16 protein-coding genes, 1 tRNA gene and 3 pseudogenes are annotated in these 20,674 nt (G+C 40.6%); 4 read left to right on the top strand and 16 right to left on the bottom strand.

The genetic code is table 11. From position 1 onward, the window contains the following. Positions 1-131: 131 nt before the first annotated feature. The 3 genes and pseudogenes from ACLJJ6_RS04160 to ACLJJ6_RS04150 all read right to left on the bottom strand — a co-directional run. Positions 132-341, bottom strand: a pseudogene (locus ACLJJ6_RS04160) (phosphopyruvate hydratase); the annotation flags it as partial. A gap of 136 nt (positions 342-477) precedes the next feature. Next, positions 478-843, bottom strand: coding sequence for a fluoride efflux transporter FluC (locus ACLJJ6_RS04155; RefSeq protein ID WP_412990166.1), 366 nt, complete (start codon positions 841-843; stop codon positions 478-480). Further along, on the bottom strand, positions 830-1,228 hold the full coding sequence (locus ACLJJ6_RS04150) for a fluoride efflux transporter FluC (protein ID WP_412990165.1): 399 nt from the start codon (positions 1,226-1,228) through the stop codon (positions 830-832). Before ACLJJ6_RS04150 ends, ACLJJ6_RS04155 begins: the two co-directional genes overlap by 14 nt. A 161-nt stretch (positions 1,229-1,389) precedes the next feature. Here ACLJJ6_RS04150 and ACLJJ6_RS04145 point away from each other — a divergent pair. Next, a tRNA-Ser gene (locus tag ACLJJ6_RS04145) sits at positions 1,390-1,477 on the top strand. Between the two features lie 160 nt (positions 1,478-1,637). Here the strand turns inward: ACLJJ6_RS04145 and ACLJJ6_RS04140 are convergent. Both ACLJJ6_RS04140 and ACLJJ6_RS04135 read right to left on the bottom strand, forming a co-directional pair. Beyond that, positions 1,638-1,829, bottom strand: a pseudogene (locus ACLJJ6_RS04140) (transposase); the annotation flags it as partial. Between the two features lie 390 nt (positions 1,830-2,219). Beyond that, the gene (locus tag ACLJJ6_RS04135) at positions 2,220-3,131 is read right to left on the bottom strand and encodes a LysR family transcriptional regulator (RefSeq protein WP_412990164.1); all 912 of its coding nucleotides are present in this window, start codon (positions 3,129-3,131) and stop codon (positions 2,220-2,222) included. A gap of 138 nt (positions 3,132-3,269) precedes the next feature. Here ACLJJ6_RS04135 and ACLJJ6_RS04130 point away from each other — a divergent pair, with 138 nt between their 5' ends. Continuing rightward, entirely contained in the window at positions 3,270-3,677 is a 408-nt protein-coding gene (locus ACLJJ6_RS04130) for a DUF2000 family protein (RefSeq protein ID WP_412990163.1), read from the top strand. 357 nt (positions 3,678-4,034) lie between these two features. Here the strand turns inward: ACLJJ6_RS04130 and ACLJJ6_RS04125 are convergent, their stop codons facing one another. From ACLJJ6_RS04125 to ACLJJ6_RS04115, 3 genes are all read right to left on the bottom strand, one after another. Next, positions 4,035-4,199 carry a hypothetical protein gene (locus ACLJJ6_RS04125; protein ID WP_412990162.1) on the bottom strand — a complete coding sequence of 55 codons (165 nt, stop codon included), beginning with the start codon at positions 4,197-4,199 and terminating at the stop codon, positions 4,035-4,037. Between the two features lie 387 nt (positions 4,200-4,586). Next, on the bottom strand, positions 4,587-6,662 hold the full coding sequence (locus ACLJJ6_RS04120) for a collagen-binding domain-containing protein (protein ID WP_412990161.1): 2,076 nt from the start codon (positions 6,660-6,662) through the stop codon (positions 4,587-4,589). A 432-nt stretch (positions 6,663-7,094) separates the two neighbouring features. Next, positions 7,095-7,919, bottom strand: a complete 825-nt coding sequence (locus tag ACLJJ6_RS04115; RefSeq protein WP_412990160.1) for a TMEM175 family protein — start codon at positions 7,917-7,919, stop codon at positions 7,095-7,097. Between the two features lie 115 nt (positions 7,920-8,034). Between ACLJJ6_RS04115 and ACLJJ6_RS04110 the strand changes: the two genes are divergently transcribed. Beyond that, positions 8,035-8,247, top strand: a complete 213-nt coding sequence (locus tag ACLJJ6_RS04110) for a DUF378 domain-containing protein (RefSeq protein ID WP_412990159.1) — start codon at positions 8,035-8,037, stop codon at positions 8,245-8,247. Positions 8,248-8,388: 141 nt separating this feature from the next. Here ACLJJ6_RS04110 and ACLJJ6_RS04105 read toward each other — a convergent pair whose 3' ends face one another. From ACLJJ6_RS04105 to ACLJJ6_RS04080, 6 genes and pseudogenes are all read right to left on the bottom strand, one after another. Beyond that, positions 8,389-10,164 (bottom strand): ABC transporter ATP-binding protein, encoded by a 1,776-nt coding sequence (locus ACLJJ6_RS04105; protein WP_412990158.1) that lies wholly within the window; start codon positions 10,162-10,164, stop codon positions 8,389-8,391. Between the two features lie 26 nt (positions 10,165-10,190). Beyond that, a complete protein-coding gene (locus ACLJJ6_RS04100; RefSeq protein ID WP_412990157.1) occupies positions 10,191-10,808 on the bottom strand; it encodes a MarR family winged helix-turn-helix transcriptional regulator in 618 nt (205 codons plus the stop codon). Between the two features lie 159 nt (positions 10,809-10,967). Then, the gene (locus ACLJJ6_RS04095; protein WP_412990156.1) at positions 10,968-12,287 is read right to left on the bottom strand and encodes an MATE family efflux transporter; all 1,320 of its coding nucleotides are present in this window, start codon (positions 12,285-12,287) and stop codon (positions 10,968-10,970) included. An 81-nt stretch (positions 12,288-12,368) separates the two neighbouring features. Beyond that, positions 12,369-13,776, bottom strand: a pseudogene (locus ACLJJ6_RS04090) (FAD-dependent oxidoreductase). A 357-nt stretch (positions 13,777-14,133) separates the two neighbouring features. Then, a complete protein-coding gene (locus tag ACLJJ6_RS04085; protein ID WP_412990155.1) occupies positions 14,134-15,555 on the bottom strand; it encodes an NAD-dependent succinate-semialdehyde dehydrogenase in 1,422 nt (473 codons plus the stop codon). A gap of 12 nt (positions 15,556-15,567) precedes the next feature. Continuing rightward, on the bottom strand, positions 15,568-15,999 hold the full coding sequence (locus tag ACLJJ6_RS04080) for a flavodoxin (RefSeq protein WP_412990154.1): 432 nt from the start codon (positions 15,997-15,999) through the stop codon (positions 15,568-15,570). Between the two features lie 315 nt (positions 16,000-16,314). Between ACLJJ6_RS04080 and ACLJJ6_RS04075 the strand changes: the two genes are divergently transcribed. Beyond that, complete coding sequence (locus ACLJJ6_RS04075) at positions 16,315-17,640, top strand: replication-associated recombination protein A (protein WP_412990153.1); 1,326 nt, start codon at positions 16,315-16,317, stop codon at positions 17,638-17,640. 104 nt (positions 17,641-17,744) lie between these two features. On the opposite strand, the gene ACLJJ6_RS04070 is transcribed toward ACLJJ6_RS04075, so the two are convergent. Next, complete coding sequence (locus ACLJJ6_RS04070) at positions 17,745-18,263, bottom strand: adenine phosphoribosyltransferase (protein WP_412990152.1); 519 nt, start codon at positions 18,261-18,263, stop codon at positions 17,745-17,747. After that, a complete protein-coding gene (gene recJ / locus ACLJJ6_RS04065) occupies positions 18,264-20,609 on the bottom strand; it encodes a single-stranded-DNA-specific exonuclease RecJ (protein WP_412990151.1) in 2,346 nt (781 codons plus the stop codon). Between the last annotated feature and the right edge of the window lie 65 nt (positions 20,610-20,674).

Raw genomic sequence — 20,674 nt, 5'->3', positions numbered from 1 at the left:
AAAATAACAAAAGGTAGCGGCAAGTTTAGTAATAAATCTTGCCGCTACCTTTTTATATGAACAAGTCATCACATTGACAAATATGGAAAAACGGGGCCGTACTTTCACTGGACTTCAGAATGCTGACCCGCTTAATCAAAGTCCACGTCATTCGGAAATCGAGCAATCCTTGAACTGGTGCCCAGTTCTTCTTCAATACGTCATAATTGATTATACTTTTCGACCCGTTCAGATCTAGCAGGTGCGCCTGCCTTTAGTTCAGCGGCATTGGTTGCAACCGTAAAGTCGGCTACAAAGGTGTCCCCCGTTTCATCAAAACGATGCGCAATCATGGTTGTATAAGCCCCAAAAACAATCAAGATAGTGTTATCTGGAACGTCATCACGTAGTTGAAATGATGTTGTCGCGAACCGCATCGCGTTTGGAATTATCCGTTCGCTATAGTTCTTTTCTTGATTAAATGCAAGTCTGTTTTGGTTAACTAAACAAATGTGGCACCCAAGTTCCCAAAATAATCAAACCAACACCACCCGCTAACGAACAAAACAAATAGTAAAATGTGAAACGAAAGCGCCTGTCATGGATGAGTACCAGCGTCTCAAAAATCATCGTTGAAAATGTTGACAACCCGCCACAAAAGCCAATTCCCCACAGCGCATAATTTTCGCCATTTTTTTGCATGAGTGTTGCAAAAAAGCCCAACAAAACGCATGCTAGCCAATTAATAATTAACGTCCCAAAGGGAAAAAAAGAAGGCATTTGATACTTAAACAATTTGGTGAGTTCGTAGCGCATGATGGCACCAACTCCAGCTCCCAAACCGATTGTACTAATCGTCATCATGAACAATATCCCCTTTCGGATACAATTTCTTACCGAGCAAAAAACCTAACAATGCGCCGAATAAACCAGTACTTAGACTTAAAATTGCATACCCGCCTGCTAGCAAATAATGTCCGCTTGCCAACAAAGCAACAATTTCAAGGGAAAAAGATGAAAAAGTCGTAAAAGCGCCAATCATCCCCGTTCCTAATCCAAGAGACAATCGTGCGGGAATATGCTCATTTACCGTCCAAGTTGTATTCAGTAAGGCTAACAAAAAACTACCTAAAATATTGATCAGTAAGGTTGCAACCGGCAGTCCCTGAACATTCGGAATGCCAAAATCAATTCCGTAACGGAGACAGCCACCTAAAAATGCAAACAATCCGATTATTAATTCATCCATTTAAACCTCTCTTTTCCTTGACCCTTATGCATAGTTAATAGTTTAGCAAAAATTACGACCTGGAAAAAGAAGCATCAAATGAGACGACTGTAAAATTTATTATTTAACCGGTTCTCCCTTTGCGGAAAGCAACTTTTTTTGGTATACTGGTTTAGTACTTTGGAGAGTTGGCAGAGTGGTAATGCACCGGACTCGAAATCCGGCGAACCGGCTAATACCGGCGCGCAGGTTCAAATCCTGTACTCTCCTTTTTAGTAAGATAGAGAAACTTTTTTAGAGTTGGGAATGCCGTTAAACCGGCGTTCCTGATTTTTTATTATCATAAGAAAGTACTAGAAAACACTAGAAACTAAAATGTTGGTGAACATTTGGTGAACATTTCAGACCAATTATAACAAGGCTTAAGTTCATATTTTGTATTAAAAGTTCTCATGTAGTATGCATTACGCGAACTTCCAGAATTAAAGCCATTTCTATCATAAGGTTCATAACCTAAGAATGCAGGAAGTTCCTTTTATAAAAGCTCATTAACAGCTATTTCTGGCTGATCTTTAAAAATGATATCTAGATCTTGATTGTGCTGATTCTTTGGTAAACTGATTCATGGGGAAGCTCCCTGTGATGCTTTTTTAGACGCTAACTATCATAAAGGAGAGGCTTCCATTTTTCAATTTCCAATGAATTATTTAAACACTCGTTGTTCTCATTCATAACAAATATCATCATCTTTATCGAAGTCATTTTCATTGATTGAAATCAGAACTATTTTTAAGTCAGTAAGTTACAAGCTTACTTCGTTTTTCTTAGCAGAACGGTGATTGTAACAATTCCTAGGAATAATTCATTATTCAGTAGACACCCAGTTACCGTTGATCAGTCTCTAAAATACGCTTAGACTAGAAAAAACTCACATCTTCCCACCCTCAACTGATGGAGCCTATTTATGTTACTCAGACATTTTACTTGCCAATTCGGTTACTCCCCCATCAAGTCAGGCTTCCACTGAGTGATCCGCGGTTTTGCCAAACGTCTCATTGATCAGCTTTAAGAATAACCTTATTGGTGGTTGTTGTTCATCGACACGTCGACAAGCAACCACAGCCTCTAAATTATTCGCAGTAATATCTGTGGGTAGTTCAATTAACTCGTGTTTTGTCAATTCAGCATTAACGGTAAATTTAGGAAGATAGGCAACGCCCAAATTGCTTTGAACGCTGCGTTTAATCGTTTCTATACTCCACAATTCCATTGGTGTTGCCAGAGCAATGTGTTTTGTCCGTAGATATTCATCAAATATCTTGAGATATAAAGCATTGGGATCATTCTGTAAGTGACACACTTGTTTATTTTGATTTGCTGTGGTGAAATCTCTCAATATCGGGTCGATTTTGGGAGAAGCAACCAATACCAGTGGGAAACGGCCAAAATGGCGCAATGCAATATCCGGTGAATACGGCTTAACATCATAATGAATCGCAAGATCAAGCTTTTCTGACACCATTTTTTCGTAAATATCATAGCAGTTAAGAACCTGAATTGTGAGTTTAACGTCGGGAGCTAAGGCCTTGAATTTCAGCAGTAAAGGCTGCAATTGGTAAGTCACCAAAGATTCAGGAACTGCTATTTTTAACTCACCAGTAATCTGCCCAATTTGCTGTCCGGTGTGAGTTAATCTTTCCGCATCCGCAATGATTTGATCAATTAACGGGATTACTTCCATTCCGGCAGCTGTCAAAATCATTCGACGCCCCTTTCGTTCAAAAAGTTGGATTCCCAATTCTCCTTCGACCTGTTTAATTTGAAAAGTTACCGTTGATTGTGCGTAATTTAATGCGTTCGCCGCTTTTTGATAGCTCCCCGTTTCTAGAATTTTTTTGACGGTATGAAGATTCTTTAATTCCATAAGTTTACTCCGTTCGAAAATACTGATAGCTTAGTTCAAAAACATCAATTATACTAATTGTTTAACTTGTCTTAGAATAGCAGTTAAATGCAAAATATACAATCAAGCATTTAATGAATAATTTAGGAGGTTTTCATAATGAAATTTGATACAAAAATAAAAATCGCCTTGCGCGATGATTTAGAACCATGGCAAGAACTAAATGTGACTGCCTTCTTAATGAGTGGTATTGCAGGTACTCAAAAAATTATCGGTGAACCGTATGTTGACGCTGACGGTGAACAATACTTGCCAATGTCACAACAACCTATAATGATTCATAGTGCTTCTGCCGAACAATTACAGCACTTGATTCAAAAAGGTTTAACTAAAGATGTGGTGATCTCGATTTATACTCACGAACTTTTTACAACCTATAATGATGAAGATAATCGGGCAACAATCGCCAAATTCAAGACGGCTGACTTGGACTTAGTGGGAGTGACCATGCGTGGCAAAAAAACGCACGTTGATAAGTTATTTAAGGGAATTGCATTGCATAAATAAAACCGTCCCGAAAAAGGCGATTGACCGCGCTCTGATGCGACAATTCCTCCATAATTATCAGATGGAATACCATAATTCACCTGATGATTATGGAGGGATTTTTTTATGTCTAGATCTAAGTACAAAGCCGAAGAAATGAACTTTACTTTTCTATTTAAGGCTTCCGCAAGCTTCTTATTTTGGTAATTACGATAAAAGTAGAAACTAATGATGTGCAGGATCACTGTCATAATCAGAATTGCCCACCGAAAGGACTTAACTAATCCAAACCACTCACTCGAATATAGACAAACTGAGGAAAAAACGCCAAAAAAATTTGCGATTGTCATCACGATAATGCTAATTGATGTGGAAATGTTAGAGAACCCCCAAAATAGTGGCTACAATAACTACAATCCCAGCGATCCGCCAAATACCAATCAGCGGTAAGTTACTCGTGAGTGTGAAAAATGTAATCAGTGCTAACATCGAAATAATTGTTAAAAATGCATCTTGCATAAATTGATTTTTCAGTGCTTTCACCGCACTTCTTTTGTAGTTTGTTGCTTAATATTTAGTTTTGTTGCAAAAGTAACGGATCTTTTGATTGTAAGCATGTTTACGAATTCCACTTCATTCAAAATAAATATATTCTAAAAAACACTAACTAGTGTAGCTGAATATTCATCTCAATTGAGACTTTCAAAAAAACCGACCGTCAAATGTATTAATCAGTTTGACGGTCGGTTATTAAAATAATTTAAGAAATTAAAATGTGTAAAAACGAATTTTAGGACACTATAAATAAGTTGTCTAATCCTTCTCAAAACATGCAAAACCGTTTTTAGGCTATTTTTCACTTCAAAAATTCTCAATCATTAGCAATGGTGTCACACTAAAAAAAGATTTTAAAACGTTTAATCAGGCCTATCAATTCCTATCACGGCGCCGCAATTTTAGCAGTCCAAATAGTGCTAAGCTGGCCGATAAAAGAAAGCCTAGCCAAGTTGCTTGTAAGTTTTGGTCTTCTCCTGTTTGTGGCAAGTTTCCTGCCTTATTTTGAGCTAAAGCTGCAATCACCCGTGCCCGCAGCGCCTCTAGTTTTGCCTCTAACTTCTGATCTTTTGCTGCTTTTGCTTTGGCAATGGCGGCATCGATCTTTGCTAACAACGCTTCTTCATCTTTGCTCTGCTGACTGGCAGGCTCTTTCAGAATTTGTTCGAATTCCTGCTCTAGTTCTGTCTCAACATCCTCATTTACACTATCAGACTCATTCTCACCAGTTTCTGGCAGTTCAACATCAATGGTCGGATGTTCCGCATTCTCATCTTCGTCCGTATTGGGCATCTCAACATCAATGGTTGGATGTTCTGCATTCTCATAGTCATCTGTGTCAGGCATCTCAACATCAATGGTGGGGTGCTCCGGCGTCTCATACTCACCATTGTCAGGCTCTTCGACGTCAATAATTGGTGGCACCGGTTTTTCATAGTCCGTATCAGGGTCTTTCTTATTATCAGTATTATCCTGTAGATCCCAACGATGGGTTTCAGAATTTACAACGACACTATCGGCAATAATATTTCCATCCAGATTTTGATTAGCTACCACTGCGGCTCCAGGAGCTAAGACACTACCTTGAAACGGCCGATCCACAGTAATTGTGCCGGTTGCTAAACGATCGTTTGCCGACGCATCGTAAAAGTTCCATAACAAATGATTATCACCAAAATCCTCTGTTTCCTTGTTATTTCGATCTGTGCCATCCGCGTAAACAACTTTGATTTGGGAAGTTACCTGATAGTCGGTCGAACCAGCTGTATCTACATTGATAATGATTGTATTGCCGTCTTTATCTGGTGAAAGACCTGCAAGCGTGAGTGGCGTCCCACTTGTCAGCACGTCAGCTGCTAGATTAATAACAATATGCCCTTCTTCGTCCGGAACTAAATCGGATACGTCAATAGTGCGTTGATTAGGATCGCTAAAATCACTATTTTGATAACTTGCTTTAGGTGCTTCTTGACTCAAGCTCGTACTCAATTGTTTTAACAGCGCAAATTCTTTATCAAAATCTATGTAGACATTCCCATCTTTATCTTGATAAACCTCTGCAGCTAACAAATGGTCAATGTAAACACCATCGACTTTAGGCCGATTGAGATTGCTGAGATCAATCTCCACGTTCTGTCCGAAAACCACTTTGTTCGTACGAGTATTACCAGCTGAAACAAACGAACTACCAGCAATCGCTTCAATATTTTGAATATACGAAATATCTTTATCCAGGAGCTCTTCAATAATATTTGTTCCAAAATTTACTTTTCCAGATAAATTTCCAACCGCGATGTTGCCATTTGTGTGCGCATTTAATTCTGCATGATGCGCAAAAATATGAAACTGAGATGAAACGCCTAATAGATTGTGTAAATCCGTGTAATCGTCATAAACATTTCCCCCATCTTTCACCGCGTCGTTAACCGTTCGTGCCGACTGGGCAGTTTTACCTGCATTGATCGTTTGATTTTTGGTTTCTTTTGCCATCGTTGTCTGCGTATTTACAGGGGACACTTTCTGGTCTTCAGAACTGGTTGCTCTCACCACACTACTGGCAGCAGAACTGGCCTGAGTGATCTGATTACTTTCACTTTGTTTAGAAGTTGCTTCCCTATTGGCACCGGCGTCAGTGCCAGCAACACTAGTAGCAGAACTACTTGAAGCGTAACTAGATGTCTTTTCACTGGAAGATTGCGCCCCTGTATTATCTTGAACACCCAGCGACGATTGAAGAGCGCTGTAGGTATCTGAATTGTCTGAAGAGGCGGACGAAGTTTCTGTTGCTTGGGTCTTTTGCTCTGCATTTGAAGACGCGCCATTTTGTTCGGACACAGTATCCGCTTTAACTGCGACTGAGCTTCCACCAAATATTAACAAGACAGCACAGGCAAACACCCATCTCCGTCCAATTTTATACATTTTGAAGTGTGTCTGTTTACGTTCCACCATAGTTTTTCAATCCCCACTTATATTTAAAGTCACTTGGTAAACAAGCGTGCCTTTCTATTGTCGCGCTTTCACGATTGACATTCAACCATAATTCACAAATTAAATTAGCATCAAAAATGAGCGTGCATACGCGAATTGCTGATATAAAGGCATTCTCCGGCACTTTCAGTTCAGAACAATTCTAATTAAATTTTTTTTGTGTTTTAAATCACAATCAAAAAAAAACGATAATAAAAAAACATTTTCAGAAGTTACTAGAAAATACCGCTGAAAATGTTCTTATGTTTACTTATTTTTTAGAAAGAATCCCCCAAGTACCCATCTACTGAACTGTCAATCCCTATCATTAACAAAGCCATCCCGAAAAGGAGGTCGGGATGCTGTAAATTAGTGCGATTTGACGTCCTCCATTTTATCCTAGGCTGACCCCACTTACTTAGGAAAACGACGCTTAAATTGTTGTGGCGCCGTCCTGCTTTGCTTTAATTTACGCCCGTTTTGCCTAAAAAGAGTTTGAATTTCTTGAGCCATCTCAGCCTGCCAGTTGGGATTGGTTCGTCGCTGATGCGCATATTTTTGAACGATTTCACGCTGCTTTTTTCGATAGGTTCGTAATTCTCCACTAGATAAGTTTAGATACTGGCTTTGATCCTCTCGCGGAAGTTTAGTCACATCTTCTAAATCCGTATGATCTTCGCGGTTAAAGATAAATGAAACGACGGGTAATGTTAAATAGCACCATAACGCCCATTGTGGCTGAAAATAGGCCAAAAACAGCACAATAAGATTAACTGCGCCCAAAAAGTTACTGTGGTTCAAATAAATCTTAGCGAACAAACGTCTAATTTCAGTTAAATCCTGATATTTTTGTCGGATAACCGCATAACTCACGAGGATAAACAAGCCGTTTACAATCAAGGTAAGCACCCCATAGGCCATGACGGTGTGTCGGTTCGTGTCTTCCGTAATTAGCTTCGTAAAAATCGGTGTCAAAGACAAAAACGCCAGAAAAATAAATTCAAGCACGAAAACTCTATTTGTTATGGTGTCGGCATCATTATAAAGCACAGCATGTTGATACCAAAGATTGGCTACAAAACAAAAGCTGATAAAGAAGATGCCAATTGCCTTGCCAAACTGCAGGTATTCTTTAAAGGAATCATGAACCGGCATTGGCAACTCTAGTACCATTATGGTGATGATAATTGCAATGATCGCATCACTAAACATATCTAAACGTTCTTTAAGCTTTTCCATTTTCTTCTTCCCTACTTCATTATTCAAAACCGTGAGTTTCTAACTTTCAACTACCTATCAAAACTTGTTAAACTTAATTTGTACCAAAAATGAGCTTTAGAAAGGAGACCTCTTTATGAAAACCATTGATAGTATTGCGTTAGGGCTACTAATTGTCGGCGGGTTGAATTGGCTACTAGTCGGCCTATTTAACTTTGACCTGGTTGCAACTATTTTCGGCGGACAAACAGCTATCCTCTCCAAAATTATTTATGTTGTCGTCGGGATTTGTGCACTCTACGCTTTGAAATTCTTCCCAATGATTATGGCAACAGTTAGACGTGATTAGTATCCTCAAAAGAGTGAGAAAAAGGTATTCTTCCCTGAAGCATCCACCTAATTCAGACAACTAAAATCGTTAAAGCGACAAGTTGCCCGGGCAGTTTTGCAAAGCGGAAAATTCAGCCTTTTTTTCACTCTTTTTTTGCGGTTATTTAGCAAACTGGTTGCGCACGTACTCATGGTAAAGCGGCAATTTTTCAGTTAATTGTTCATGTGTGCCATGACCACTCACCTGACCATTTTCGATAAAATAAATTTGATCTGCATCTACAATCGTACTTAACCGATGGGCAATAACCAAAGTCGTCCGATTGTGCATCAATTTCTTCAAAGCTTTTTGCACCATTACTTCGGACTCAGAATCAAGACTTGCCGTCGCCTCATCAAGCATCAAGATTTTAGGATCTCTTAAGAACGCACGTGCAATAGCAATTCGTTGCCGTTGCCCACCGGATAATTTGATTCCTCGCTCTCCAACTTGCGTATCCAACCCAGAGTCCAGTTTTTCCACGAACACTTTGGCATAGGCTAAGTCTAAAACGTGCCAGAGCTGAGCATCCGTATACGTTTGTGACAATCCATAAGTTAAATTATAACGAATTGTCCCGTTCATAAGGGCTGCGTCTTGACCCACAAGACCAATTTGATTACGCCAGTTCCGCAAATTTATCGTTTCAGCATCAAGGTTTCCCACCATAATCTGTCCACTCGCTGGCTTATAAAATCGTTCGATTAAACTAAAAATTGTGGACTTCCCACCACCGGATGGTCCTACAAAAGCCACTACTTTATTCGGTTGCGCTGTAAATGAAATATCCTGTAAAATTGGATGGTCTTTTTCATATGCAAAATCTACATGTTTCATCATTAACGTTTTTCCCGAGAGGTCGACTGACTGTCCCGAGTGCTGGTCTTCTTCAGTAGCCTTTAACAGACTTTGAATACGGGAAGTTGAGCCACTTGCCTTGGCCAAATCGTTAAAATGGCTAAGTTGCGTAAACGGACTAATTAACTGGGTCAAATACATTAAAAATGAGATTAGTGTGCCAAAAGTCATGGTTCCACTCGCTACTCGACTTGCTCCATAAATCAGCATTCCAACCATCATTCCCATCATCAACATTTGCATGATGGGACCCGCCACAGAATCATAAACGGCTTCCTTAAGTCCAATTTGATATAAGTTGGTAATTTTTTTCTGACCGCTTTTTTGCTCGCGCCTTTCCGCTGTTGAGGATTTGACTAGACGGATATCACTTAATATCTCACTTGATTGTCCGTTAAAGTCTGCTAATGCATCCTGACGCTTAATTGAAATTTTGTGCGATTGCTTAATAATTGGCACCGTTAACAACAAAACTAGTGGGACAACGATAAACATCAAAATAGTCATTTTCCAGTCCATCATCAGCATCAAAACAAGTGCTCCCACTAATTGGAGCAGCGATGTCACCATACTTGGCATTGAGTTGGCCAATAAATCCTTGACTTGAGAGGTATCATTAATCAGACGGGAAGAAATTTCTCCTGAACGGGTTTCATCATAGTGTGATACGGGCAGAATTAGCACCTTACGCCACAAAAATTCACGCAATTTCTGAACCACATTTTCCCCGAAGAATCCTAATACACTGCCCGCCGCGGCATTGATAATCGCACTCAAAACAAAAAAGCCAATGACGAGGCCGATTAGAGCCGGATTAAGTGAATGACCTAATTGATTAATAAGTGTTTTTGCGTATTGAGGAACTGCCAGTTGCATTCCCGTTGCAATCAAGCCCAACAAGAGACCTAAGCCCAATTGCCAGAAGTGTGGTCGAATTTTACCAATTAACTTGGCAAAGCTTTTAAAATTAAATTTCTCTCTTTGAGCTGTCTCATTTTGTCTTCTCGTTTGTGAAACGGCTGATGCTTGTCTTTGCATTACTTTGCATCTCCTTTTTCCTTAACCTAATGACGGGAATGAAAACCGTCAAAATCATTTGGGTGTCCCCATTTTTTGCCAAAATCCTGTTTTGCATCGAATTCACGCGATCTAAATCTTTCCGTCTGCTCACGACGTTCAAAAAAGTGATCCGGCAAATGACGGAGAAATTCAGGTTGCGATTCGTTCTCATCCCATTTTTCATGCCAACTATCTGTTAATTTGGCTAAAAGATGTTGTAAGGTCTCTTTTTCTGAGTCGGTTAAACCATCAAATAAGGAATCCGCAAAATCATCCCGAAATTGACGGGACTGTTTCAGCGAATCACGACCCTTTTGCGTTAATGAAAGATAACTAACACGTTTATCTTCTGCCGAATCTTTTCGCTCGACGTAGCCTTCTTCGATTAACTTTCTCACCATGACACTGACTGAACTAGGTCGAATATCCAACTTGTCAACAATTTGCGAATTTGTTAGTTTTTCATTTTGATCCAGCAACAGTAAAACACGAATTTGTCCCCGCTGTGGCTGCTGTGTCCAAAAACGATGAGAGTGCTTAGAAAGTTGCGAAAATCTTTGGTTGTGAAAGGTCTGCATTAAGCGACCAAATTCTTTTAATAGATCTTGAGATTGGGCTGTCATTTTTTTACCTCGTTTTTTATTTTTAGTTAGTTTTAAATTAATCTAACTAACATGATACAGTCTAATTAGTTAGTTAGTATTTGTCAACCATAAACTAACTAAAAATAAAAAAATAAATGCAAACGACAAATCGAGCGTTTACATCTATTTTGCACAAGCTTATTTTAAAAGATTACGGTACAACCAATACCCAATTGCAAAAGTTAAAATATCAGCTACTGGTTGCGCTATAATGACGCCATTGTAACCAAACACCGCAGCCAAGCCGATGATCGCCACAGCAAAAATAATTCCTTGTCGTGAAATTGACATTACTAAAGCGCCCACCGCTTTTCCTGTCGATTGAAACAAAGTTGTAAAAACTAGAATGGCACCTATGAATGGCGCTGTTAACAACATCAAACGCAACATTACCGTCCCCATAGAAATGATGACTTGATTTTGCATGAATAGTGCCATTAACTGTGGGGCAAAGAGCATTAAAATGAGCGCACAAATCAGCGCGTAAACGACTTCAACTTGAAAATCAAATTTTACCACAGCTTTAAAACGTGCCTGATTACCCGAACCATAATTATAACCAATTAATGGCTGAGCGCCAAACGCGAATCCTACCATAATCAGCATAACCACCATATAAATTTTAAGCACAATTCCCATGGCGGCAATCGCTGTTGCGCCATAGGGAGCTAAGTAATTGTTCAATAGCATCACACTAAAACTCTGCATAAAATTTGTGAGAGAAGCCGGAATGCCAATATTGAGCACCTCAAAAATGACCTGTTTGCCAACCCGGATCTGTTTTAAAGATAACGAAAGAATTTGACAATCCTTAATCATGAAACAAACTAGCAGCAACGTATTGAGCGCATAACCAATGACATTAGCTAATCCGACGCCCGAAGCACCCCAATGGCACACAAAAAGAAACACAGGATCCAAAATTATTGTCAAAATTGTCCCGGCTAAGGTAGCAATCATTGATTTATTGGCTAGTCCTTCAGTCCGAATAATATTACCAGGTACCAAGGAAACAATAATAAAAACGGCTCCCATTGCCAGCATTCGATAAAAATCGGCAGCATACTGATAAGTCTGGGGTTGCACACCCATTAAACCAAGAATCGGCTTTTCAAAAACAAACATCAAGACCGTTAGGATAAGGCTGAACACAATGGCACTATAAAAACAGAAACTACTTAGGTGTGCACTTTCTACATGTTTCTTTTTCCCCAACAAACGTGAAATTGCGGCACTACCACCCAATCCAAAAATATCACCAATCGCTAACATAAAAGAGAACAGTGGCGTTCCAAGAGCAATACCGGCAACTAGATCTGCATTCCCAGTTTGCGCAACAAAAAAAGTGTCAGCAAGGTTATAAATCATGCTGGCCACCATTCCTAAAACAACGGGTAAAGCTAATTTCATGTACACTTTTGGAACCGGTGCATGGGCAAATAACTTATCTAAATCCATTCGTAACTTCCTTTACTTCTTCATTTTAAAAAATGATTAACCGCCATGCTGGTAAGTAATCCCCATTTCTGTGCAGTTTGCCTAATTCCCAATCGAACCCACTGCATTCAAAAATTTGACAGCTGACTGTCCGGCTAATCTTCCCGAATTCCAAGCAAAAGCACAACTTATTCCCTCTAAAGTTGGATAGGACGTATCATACATCCCACTCGCATCATTACCTGCGACGAATGCTCCAGGGATTGCGCTTTTGTCACGTTTTAACGCTTGCAAATTCGCATTTGTTTCAATGCCACCAATTGTCCCCAAAGACGTTGAGCGCGCCTTTAGTGCGTAAAAAGGACCATTTTCGACGACAAATTTCATAAAATCAACTGGTTTATAAAAATCCGTATCCTTCTTTTTAAGAACCATCTTATTATACCGCGCAACGGTTCTTTGAAGTTCGGCAATCGGCAATTTCAATTGGACCGCTAAATTTTCAAGGCTGTCTGCTTTCCAAGCCGTTTTTTTCTCCACCGCTTCTGCTAAATCCGCACCTATGTTTGTGAAAGGTCCAATTTTGTGCGTAACTGGTTGATGATGTAAACTGGCAAAGGTCCTTTCAAAAGAATCCGTCCAATTCAGGCTCTGATGTTCAAGCAAACTGATCAACGGCTGATCCAAAAGGACATAGTAATAACCACCAGCCGTATAGGTGGCATTTCCCCAAAGCGCAAAGTCATAACAAACAGACTCATCCACAAAACGTTGGCCGGCACCATCTACCCAAAGTAGTGGAATATTGGTCAAAGTAAAAATAGTGTTATTGTGCCATTTGGGGTCTAGCGGCGAAATCACTGTGGCGGCGTGATTTTCAAATACCCCCATGTGGCGCAGATCGGCACCAAGATCCGTCAACATTTGAATACCATCGCCAGTGGCCTTTCGCTCTCCCATACTGTATAAATTTTCCTGGTCGATCGCCAAGTACCGATTAACTAGTTTTGGATTACCAATATAGCCTCCATCAGCCACAATAACTGCTTGGCAACGAATAGTTAAGCTTTTTTCGCGCTGTTTTGCTTTCACACCAATGATTTTATCGCCCTTACGAAGAATTTCAATCCCCGCAGTCTCTAACAACAAGCGACCACCCTGCTTTTTGAAGTTAGCAATCATACGATCAAATGCAGCAAATTTATCAATGTACTGATGGTATACCCGCGGATGTCTTTGATGAACTTCTTGCGTATTTGCCACGAGTTCAGTATTAAGCCCATGGGCAGCAAGCCAATCAATTGTCGAAGCAGATTCCTCTAAGATGGCTTTCACTAGTTTGAGATTGCTACGGTAATGCGTATATGTAGCTATCTCGTGAAAAGCATCCTGAACCGCCATACCTGTTGCCCTTCTCCAGCAAGATCACATTTTTACCAGCATCTGCTAAGGTCAATCCAGCACCAATGCCGGCAGCCCCTGCGCCAATGACAACTACTTCTGCTTCCACGATTATGATCTCCTTACTAGACTAAATATTTCGCCTTTTTATTCATTTAAGCATAAAGTTTGAAGATTTGAAAGCGGTGAAAAATAAATTCCAAAACTGAAATAAATAACAAAATCACATTTAGCGCTTAGCTTGTTTTCTTTAATTGACCAGATTTCAAGCAATAAAATAGCGTGATTGATCACTTTGAATTCGAGCTCGGTCTCATATTTGGAATAAAAAAAGAACTAGGACAAATATCAAAAATGTCCTAATTCCTCATACACAATTTCAAATAATCGTCATGGCTCAAAGTATCATCCTGAGTAGCAAAGTCTACCAAAATCTCACTTTAGCCACGCCTTTACTGTGCCGCTTTTATTCTGGATCTGTGGCGACCAGGCCACCTGCTAAGTTTTCCAAATTTGGCTCATCAGCGGTAACAATGAGCTGTTCGTTGACAAACGCATTCAGGCCAAGGCTGCTCATTTCACGTCCATAACCTGAATTTTTGACTCCTCCAAATGGTAATTCGGGTAAGGACACCATAAAGTTATTGACGAAGACCATCCCAGTTTCAATTTGACTTGCGACTTGCGTACCACGCTTCGGATCGCCACTAAAGACAATGCCTCCCAAACCTAAATCAGAGTCGTTCGCTAAATCAATCGCCTCTTGATCACTATTGACCTTATAAACTTGGGCAACCGGACCAAACATCTCTTCTGCATACGCTGGATTCTGCTTGTCAATATTAGTCAAAATTGTGGGTTCAAAGAACTGACCAGGCAAATCGATCTTTTCATTTCCATAGTAAACTTTAGCGCCCGCCTGGATAGCTTCATCCACCTGACTTTGCAACTTTTCCTTTGCACGTTTAGAGTTCATGGGTGCCAAAGTTGTCTGACTGTCCATAGGATCCCCTGGTTTAACTTTACTGAAGTTGGCCTTCAGTTTTTCGAGAAAAGCGTCGTACAGATTGGCAGAAACAATAAACCGCTTCGAAGAGGTGCAGACTTGGCCGGCATTGTATAATCGCGCACGCCAAGCAATATCAGCCACTTGATCAATATCTGCATCATCAAGCACAACAAAGGCATCTGTTCCACCAAGCTCCATCGTATTCTTCTTTAAATTCTCACCAGCTGCTTTAGCAACACTTCTTCCGCCACGTTCAGATCCAGTTAGGGCCACGCCTTGAACACGTGAATCCCCAATAATATCTGCCACTTGATCATAACTTAAAAACAGATTTTGTAAACTTGGATTAGGTGCCGACGATTTTTTTACGATATTTTCAAACGCCACCGCAGAACCAGGAGTGTTCGAAGCGTGTTTCAAAATCATGGGATTGCCAACCATGAAGTTGGGCGCAAAAACCCGCATAATTTGATACATTGGGAAGTTCCACGGTTCCACCATCATGAGGATCCCTAGCGGATGCTTTTGCAACTGTGCCTTACCAGTTGCGCGTGTTTTAATTGCCGTTGGCGCCAAGAGCGCTGCACCATGTTCAGCAAAATAATCAGCAATCATTGCGCAAAGTTCTACTTCGCCTTTCGCTTCTCGATATAATTTTCCCATATCAACGACCATGGTCTTGGCCAATTCATCTTCATTTTGACGAAAAAGAGCCGCAATTTCATGGAGCTGATCCGCCCGACTTTCCGGGGTTTCTTTTTCCCATTGTTTGAACAGATGATGCCCTGCAGTCAAGGCAGCCTCAATTTCATCAGAAGTTGCATTAGGATATTCCTTAACAACCTCATTAGTGTACGGATTAACCGTTCGATATGCCATATTCATTTCCTCCTACCTGCATTTAATTTTTCCCTGGCTCAATGTTCCACCGCTCTTCTGTACCAACTTTTCAATGACTGAAATCGTCTCGCTCAAAGGTGTTGAAACACTGGTCGAAAAAGGCACAACCACTTTGTCTTGAAAGCTTAAAACTTCAAATAAACTGTGAATAATCATTGGCGGTTGTGCCCACCAAGTTGGATAGCCAACATAAATTTTATCGTAAGACGCCAGTTCGGGTAGTTTTCCGCCTAAACGAGGATGAATGTGGTGATCTTTCTCGTATTCACCAGCAGCAACAATCCCATCGTAATCAGAGGGATAAGGTGTTGCCGGTTGCAATTGATACAGGTCTGCGCCAGTCTTCTTCTGAAGCTTTTCTGCTGCTCGTCTGGTATTTCCGGTCAAAGAAAAATAAATAATTAGTGCTTTACCTTGATTCATTTACCTGTGCCCCCTTAAAAGTTTTCTAGAAATTAATTTTAGTTTAAACCTTCAAGTGGACTTCAACGCAAGCAAAAATTGTCTTTCTTTTTTTATTTTGGACCGGTCCAACTCTATCTTTACTTTAATCATTTTAGTAAGCGGATGCAATAATTATGACTCGGTACGGAGAAGTTTTTGTATCCTAGATTTCATTTTATGGCTAGCGAGGCAATTCTCCTCAAGAATAGTCATTTACCCATCTCAGAAATTGTCTAACTACCTTCTTCCCCCAAAAAATGGTACATTAAAGAAAAACGTTATGAGGAGGAAACCTTGAAACAAGAATCACTATTTGCTAATCAAAATACTCAAAATAGCCCGCTGGCAAATCGAGTCCGTCCAGAAACTTTAGAAGAATTCACCGGACAACAACACCTCTTGGGCTCTGGAAAAGTTTTACGCGACATTATCGACTCCGACCAACTTCCCTCCATCATTTTTTGGGGACCACCAGGAGTCGGAAAAACAACGCTAGCGGAAATTATTGCTCACAAAACAAAAGCCCATTTTATTACATTCAGTGCGGTGACGAGTGGCATTAAAGATATTCGAAAAATAATGGAAGAAGCAGAAGCTAATCGTGAATTAGGCGAGCGGACCATTGTTTTCGTTGATGAAATTCATCGTTTCAACAAAGCGCAACAGGATGCTTTTTTGCCTTTTGTTGAACGAGGGAGCATCACCTTGATTGGCGCGACGACTGAAAACCCTTCTTTTGAAATTAACTCAGCGCTGCTTTCAAGATGCAAAGTTTTCGTCCTTAAAGAACTCACTGCCGAAGAAATTATCATGCTCTTAAAAAAAGCTTTGCGGCATCCGCAAGGTTTTCCCAACCTAGAAGTTCAGGTTGACCAACCAGCCTTGACTCTAATTGCGCAGTTTGCCAATGGCGATGCCCGCATTGCACTTAATACTTTAGAAATGGCCGTTCTTAACGCCGACCATCGAGATGGAAAAGTGCATATTTCTGAAAAAAATTTGAACCAATTTATCAATACCAAGTCATTACGCTATGATAAACACGGTGAAGAACATTACAATATTATTTCCGCCTTGCATAAATCCATGCGTAATAGTGATGTCAACGCTGCGATTTACTGGTTATCTCGAATGCTAGATGGCGGTGAAGATCCGCTCTATATTGCCCGTCGATTAGTTCGTTTTGCAAGCGAAGATATTGGGGTGGCTGATACTAAGGCACTAGAAATTGCCATCAATGTTTTCCAGGCTTGCCAATTTTTGGGCATGCCCGAGTGTGATGTTCACTTGACAGAAGCGGTAATTTATTTGTCTTTAGCGCCTAAATCAAATTCCGTTTACAAAGCACGTCTGGCCGCTAAACAAGATGTCAAACAGACGGGCAATATCCCCGTTCCATTACAAATTCGCAATGCACCGACAAAATTGATGGGGGATTTGGGTTATGGAAAAGATTATCAGTACGCCCATTCGACAGCAGACAAACTGACAACCATGAAAACCATGCCTGAACAGTTACAAGGTCATGAATACTACTTGCCAAGTGAAGAGGGAAACGAAAAACGGTTCAAACAGCGTCTGGCTTACATCAATGAATGGCATAAAAAACATGAGCAATGAGTAAAGTTTCCGCTTTGGGCACAGTATGTGATCATTTCATCCCATATAAAAATGCAATCATCAGACTAGTCCTGTCTAATGATTGCATTTTTTTGATCCTTCTCTTAATACTGCATTAAGGAAAGCATATCATAATCTTTTATTTTTTCACGGCCATGTAGATCTTTGAGCTCGATAAAAAATGCTGTGCCAACAACAATGCCACCGAGCTTTTCAACGAGATCAATTGTCGCAGAAATCGTACCACCAGTTGCTAAAAGATCATCTGTAACCAGCACTTTTTGTCCTGGCTTAACCGCATCTTTATGCAAATATAACGATGAAGTACCGTATTCTAATTCATAAGTAGCTTTCACCGTTTCCCGAGGTAGTTTACCTTTTTTGCGGGCTGGTGCAAATCCTACACCCAATTCATAGGCAACTGGGCACCCGACGATAAAGCCACGGGCTTCGGGGCCAACGATCATTTCGACTCCTTTGCCACGCGCATAATCTACAATGTCATCTGTTGCTTGTTTGTATGCTTCCCCATCTCCCATTAAAGGTGAAATATCGCGAAAGATAACTCCTTTTTCTGGGTAGTCTGGAATACTTGCTACGTAATCGTGTAAATCTAATGCCATTTAATCAGCAACTCCTTTATTTTCATCTGTCAAACAGGCTTGCATCCAAGCTGTAAGCGTGGCAGATTTGCTGTACAATAACTTTTCTTGTGTTTTGATTTGTTGTTGTCTTAATTGATAAGCCGGTGCAGCGCTCAATTTTTGCGGTTTCGGATCGGAAACGAGTGACACACGACCGCTTTCTATTTTAACAAATCCTAACTCAAAAAACACCTGTATTAAGAAAACTAAAATGCTTTGCTGCATGTGAAGGTGTTTGCTCACATCTTGTAACTGTTTGTTCAGATCAATTACGGGATGATTTACAAAAAATTTAAATACTTTTGAACTCTGCTCGCGGGTGGGCATCCCGTCTAGATACGCATTATTGCGCTGATAAAAATAAACGGTAACCGCATCCGGATTTTGATTTGTCAGCCACTGGGAAAACTTCTCCAGGGAGTCTGGGCAATCTACAAGCGTTAGATTCCCACTGAGAGACATATTTTGCTGGTCGTCATTATCCACAATTGCGATTTGCATGTCGTGACTGAGATGAGGCTGCACCTGTTTATACGTTTTTTTATGAAAAAAAACATAGGTTGTTTGCCGTTCAAACATCCGCATATTTAAGTGCGTCGTTCGTTGGTCAACAATTGGCACCGCATCAATAAATAGGTCTTTCACCATGATTTGCGGCTTGGTTTGGTTGCGCCAAGTATTCAATTCTAAGGTTCCTGCCAACTGAACATGGTCCGGTAGTGCTTGTACATACGGTAAAAGTGGGCCCTGCTGAAAAGCAATGGCATCAACTGTTTGTTGGCCGCCGGTTAATTGGAACTTGAGGTGCGCTTGATCACTACCAATCTGCTTGGCATTTAAAACGCTATCTGCTGCAATTGCAAAAACAGGAATAGGATTGTCTGTACCGAACGGCCCCAATTTAGCTAAATCTTTAATTCCCGCTAACGTAATTTGATCAACAGAAATTCTACTATCTATGTTAAGTGTCTCTGGTTGACTAGCGTCTAAAGCTGCCGCTTGAGCTGCTGCCTCCAAAAGCTGTTTTAATGCCGTCAAGTTTGCTTTTTTGATAGTTAATCCGACCGCCATATGATGGCCACCGAAATTTTCATATAGGGTCCGATTTTTATTTAGGGCTTCAAATAAATTAAGAGTAGGGACACTCCGTCCCGACCCCTTTAAATCAGAAACCTCAGGGTCACTGCTCAAAACCAGCGTTGGTTTACCGGTGGCTTCCACCAGCCGGCTGGCCACGATACCTAACACACCTTGATGCCAACCTTCGCCTGTGATCACCAGTGTCTGCCGTGATTGATTTTCTGGCAGTTCGGCCTGCTGAATGGCTTTCGTATAGATATCTGCGACCAACTGTTTGCGCTGATTATTAACAGAATCGATATGTTTGGCAATTAAGCCCGCTTTCTCCTCATCAAACGTTGTTAGTAATTCTACTGCTTCGCCCGCATTACCGATTCGGCCAACTGCATTTAATTTTGGTGCAATGGTAAAGCCGATATCTTGTTCGGTAATTGCTTGATTTTTTAATCCGCTGAGTTTGAGCAAAGCGGCTAAGCCAACACGCTGTCCTTCACTAAGTACTTGCAGGCCATGAACAACTAAAAAGCGATTTTCATCTATTAATGAGACAAGGTCCCCAATCGTTCCGATAGCAACCAGATCTAAAAATTCTTCTGGAACTTCATCAAGAAGCGCACAGGCAACCTTGAAAGCAACGCCCACCCCGGATAAATCGGAAAAAGGATACTGACTGCCAGGATAGCGTGGATGAACGATAGCCGTTGCCTCCGGTAAAATTTCAGGCATTTCATGGTGATCCGTAATAATAACATCCATCCCGTGATCCACAGCGTAATTTACAGCCTCATTACCTGCAATCCCGTTGTCTACTGTCACTAACAGCGTCACACCACTCTCAATTAATCGCTGATACTCGTTTAAGTTCGGCCCATAGCCATCTTGAAAACGGTCAGGAACAAAATAGTCAACTGTGGCTCCCAACTCCGTGAGCGTCTCAAACATGATCGTTGTACTAGTCACGCCATCAGCATCATAATCACCATAAACGACAATCTTTTCATTTTTCACAATTGCCGTTTGAATACGGTCAACTGCCTTTTGCATATCATGCAATAAAAACGGATCATGAATAACCTGCGGATCAAGTTTCAAAAAATTCTGAATTTTATCAACCGTATCATAGCCACGATTGTATAACACCTGGATTGCTAATGTGCTCAAATCACATGCCTGGCTCAGCTCGTTGATCATCGCTTCATCTGGCTGATTTGCTGGTAGTTGCCAATTATACTTCGGTTTTAGCACTGCTTCACTTCCTAATCCTAAAAACACAGTGGACGAAAGTCTATCAACCACAATGGTGACTGCTT

The sequence above is a fragment of the Pediococcus siamensis genome, assembly GCF_047220215.1.
Classification (GTDB): domain Bacteria; phylum Bacillota; class Bacilli; order Lactobacillales; family Lactobacillaceae; genus Pediococcus; species Pediococcus siamensis.
Note: the sequence above shows the minus strand (reverse complement) of the source record. Positions and strands in the feature narration are given on the sequence as shown.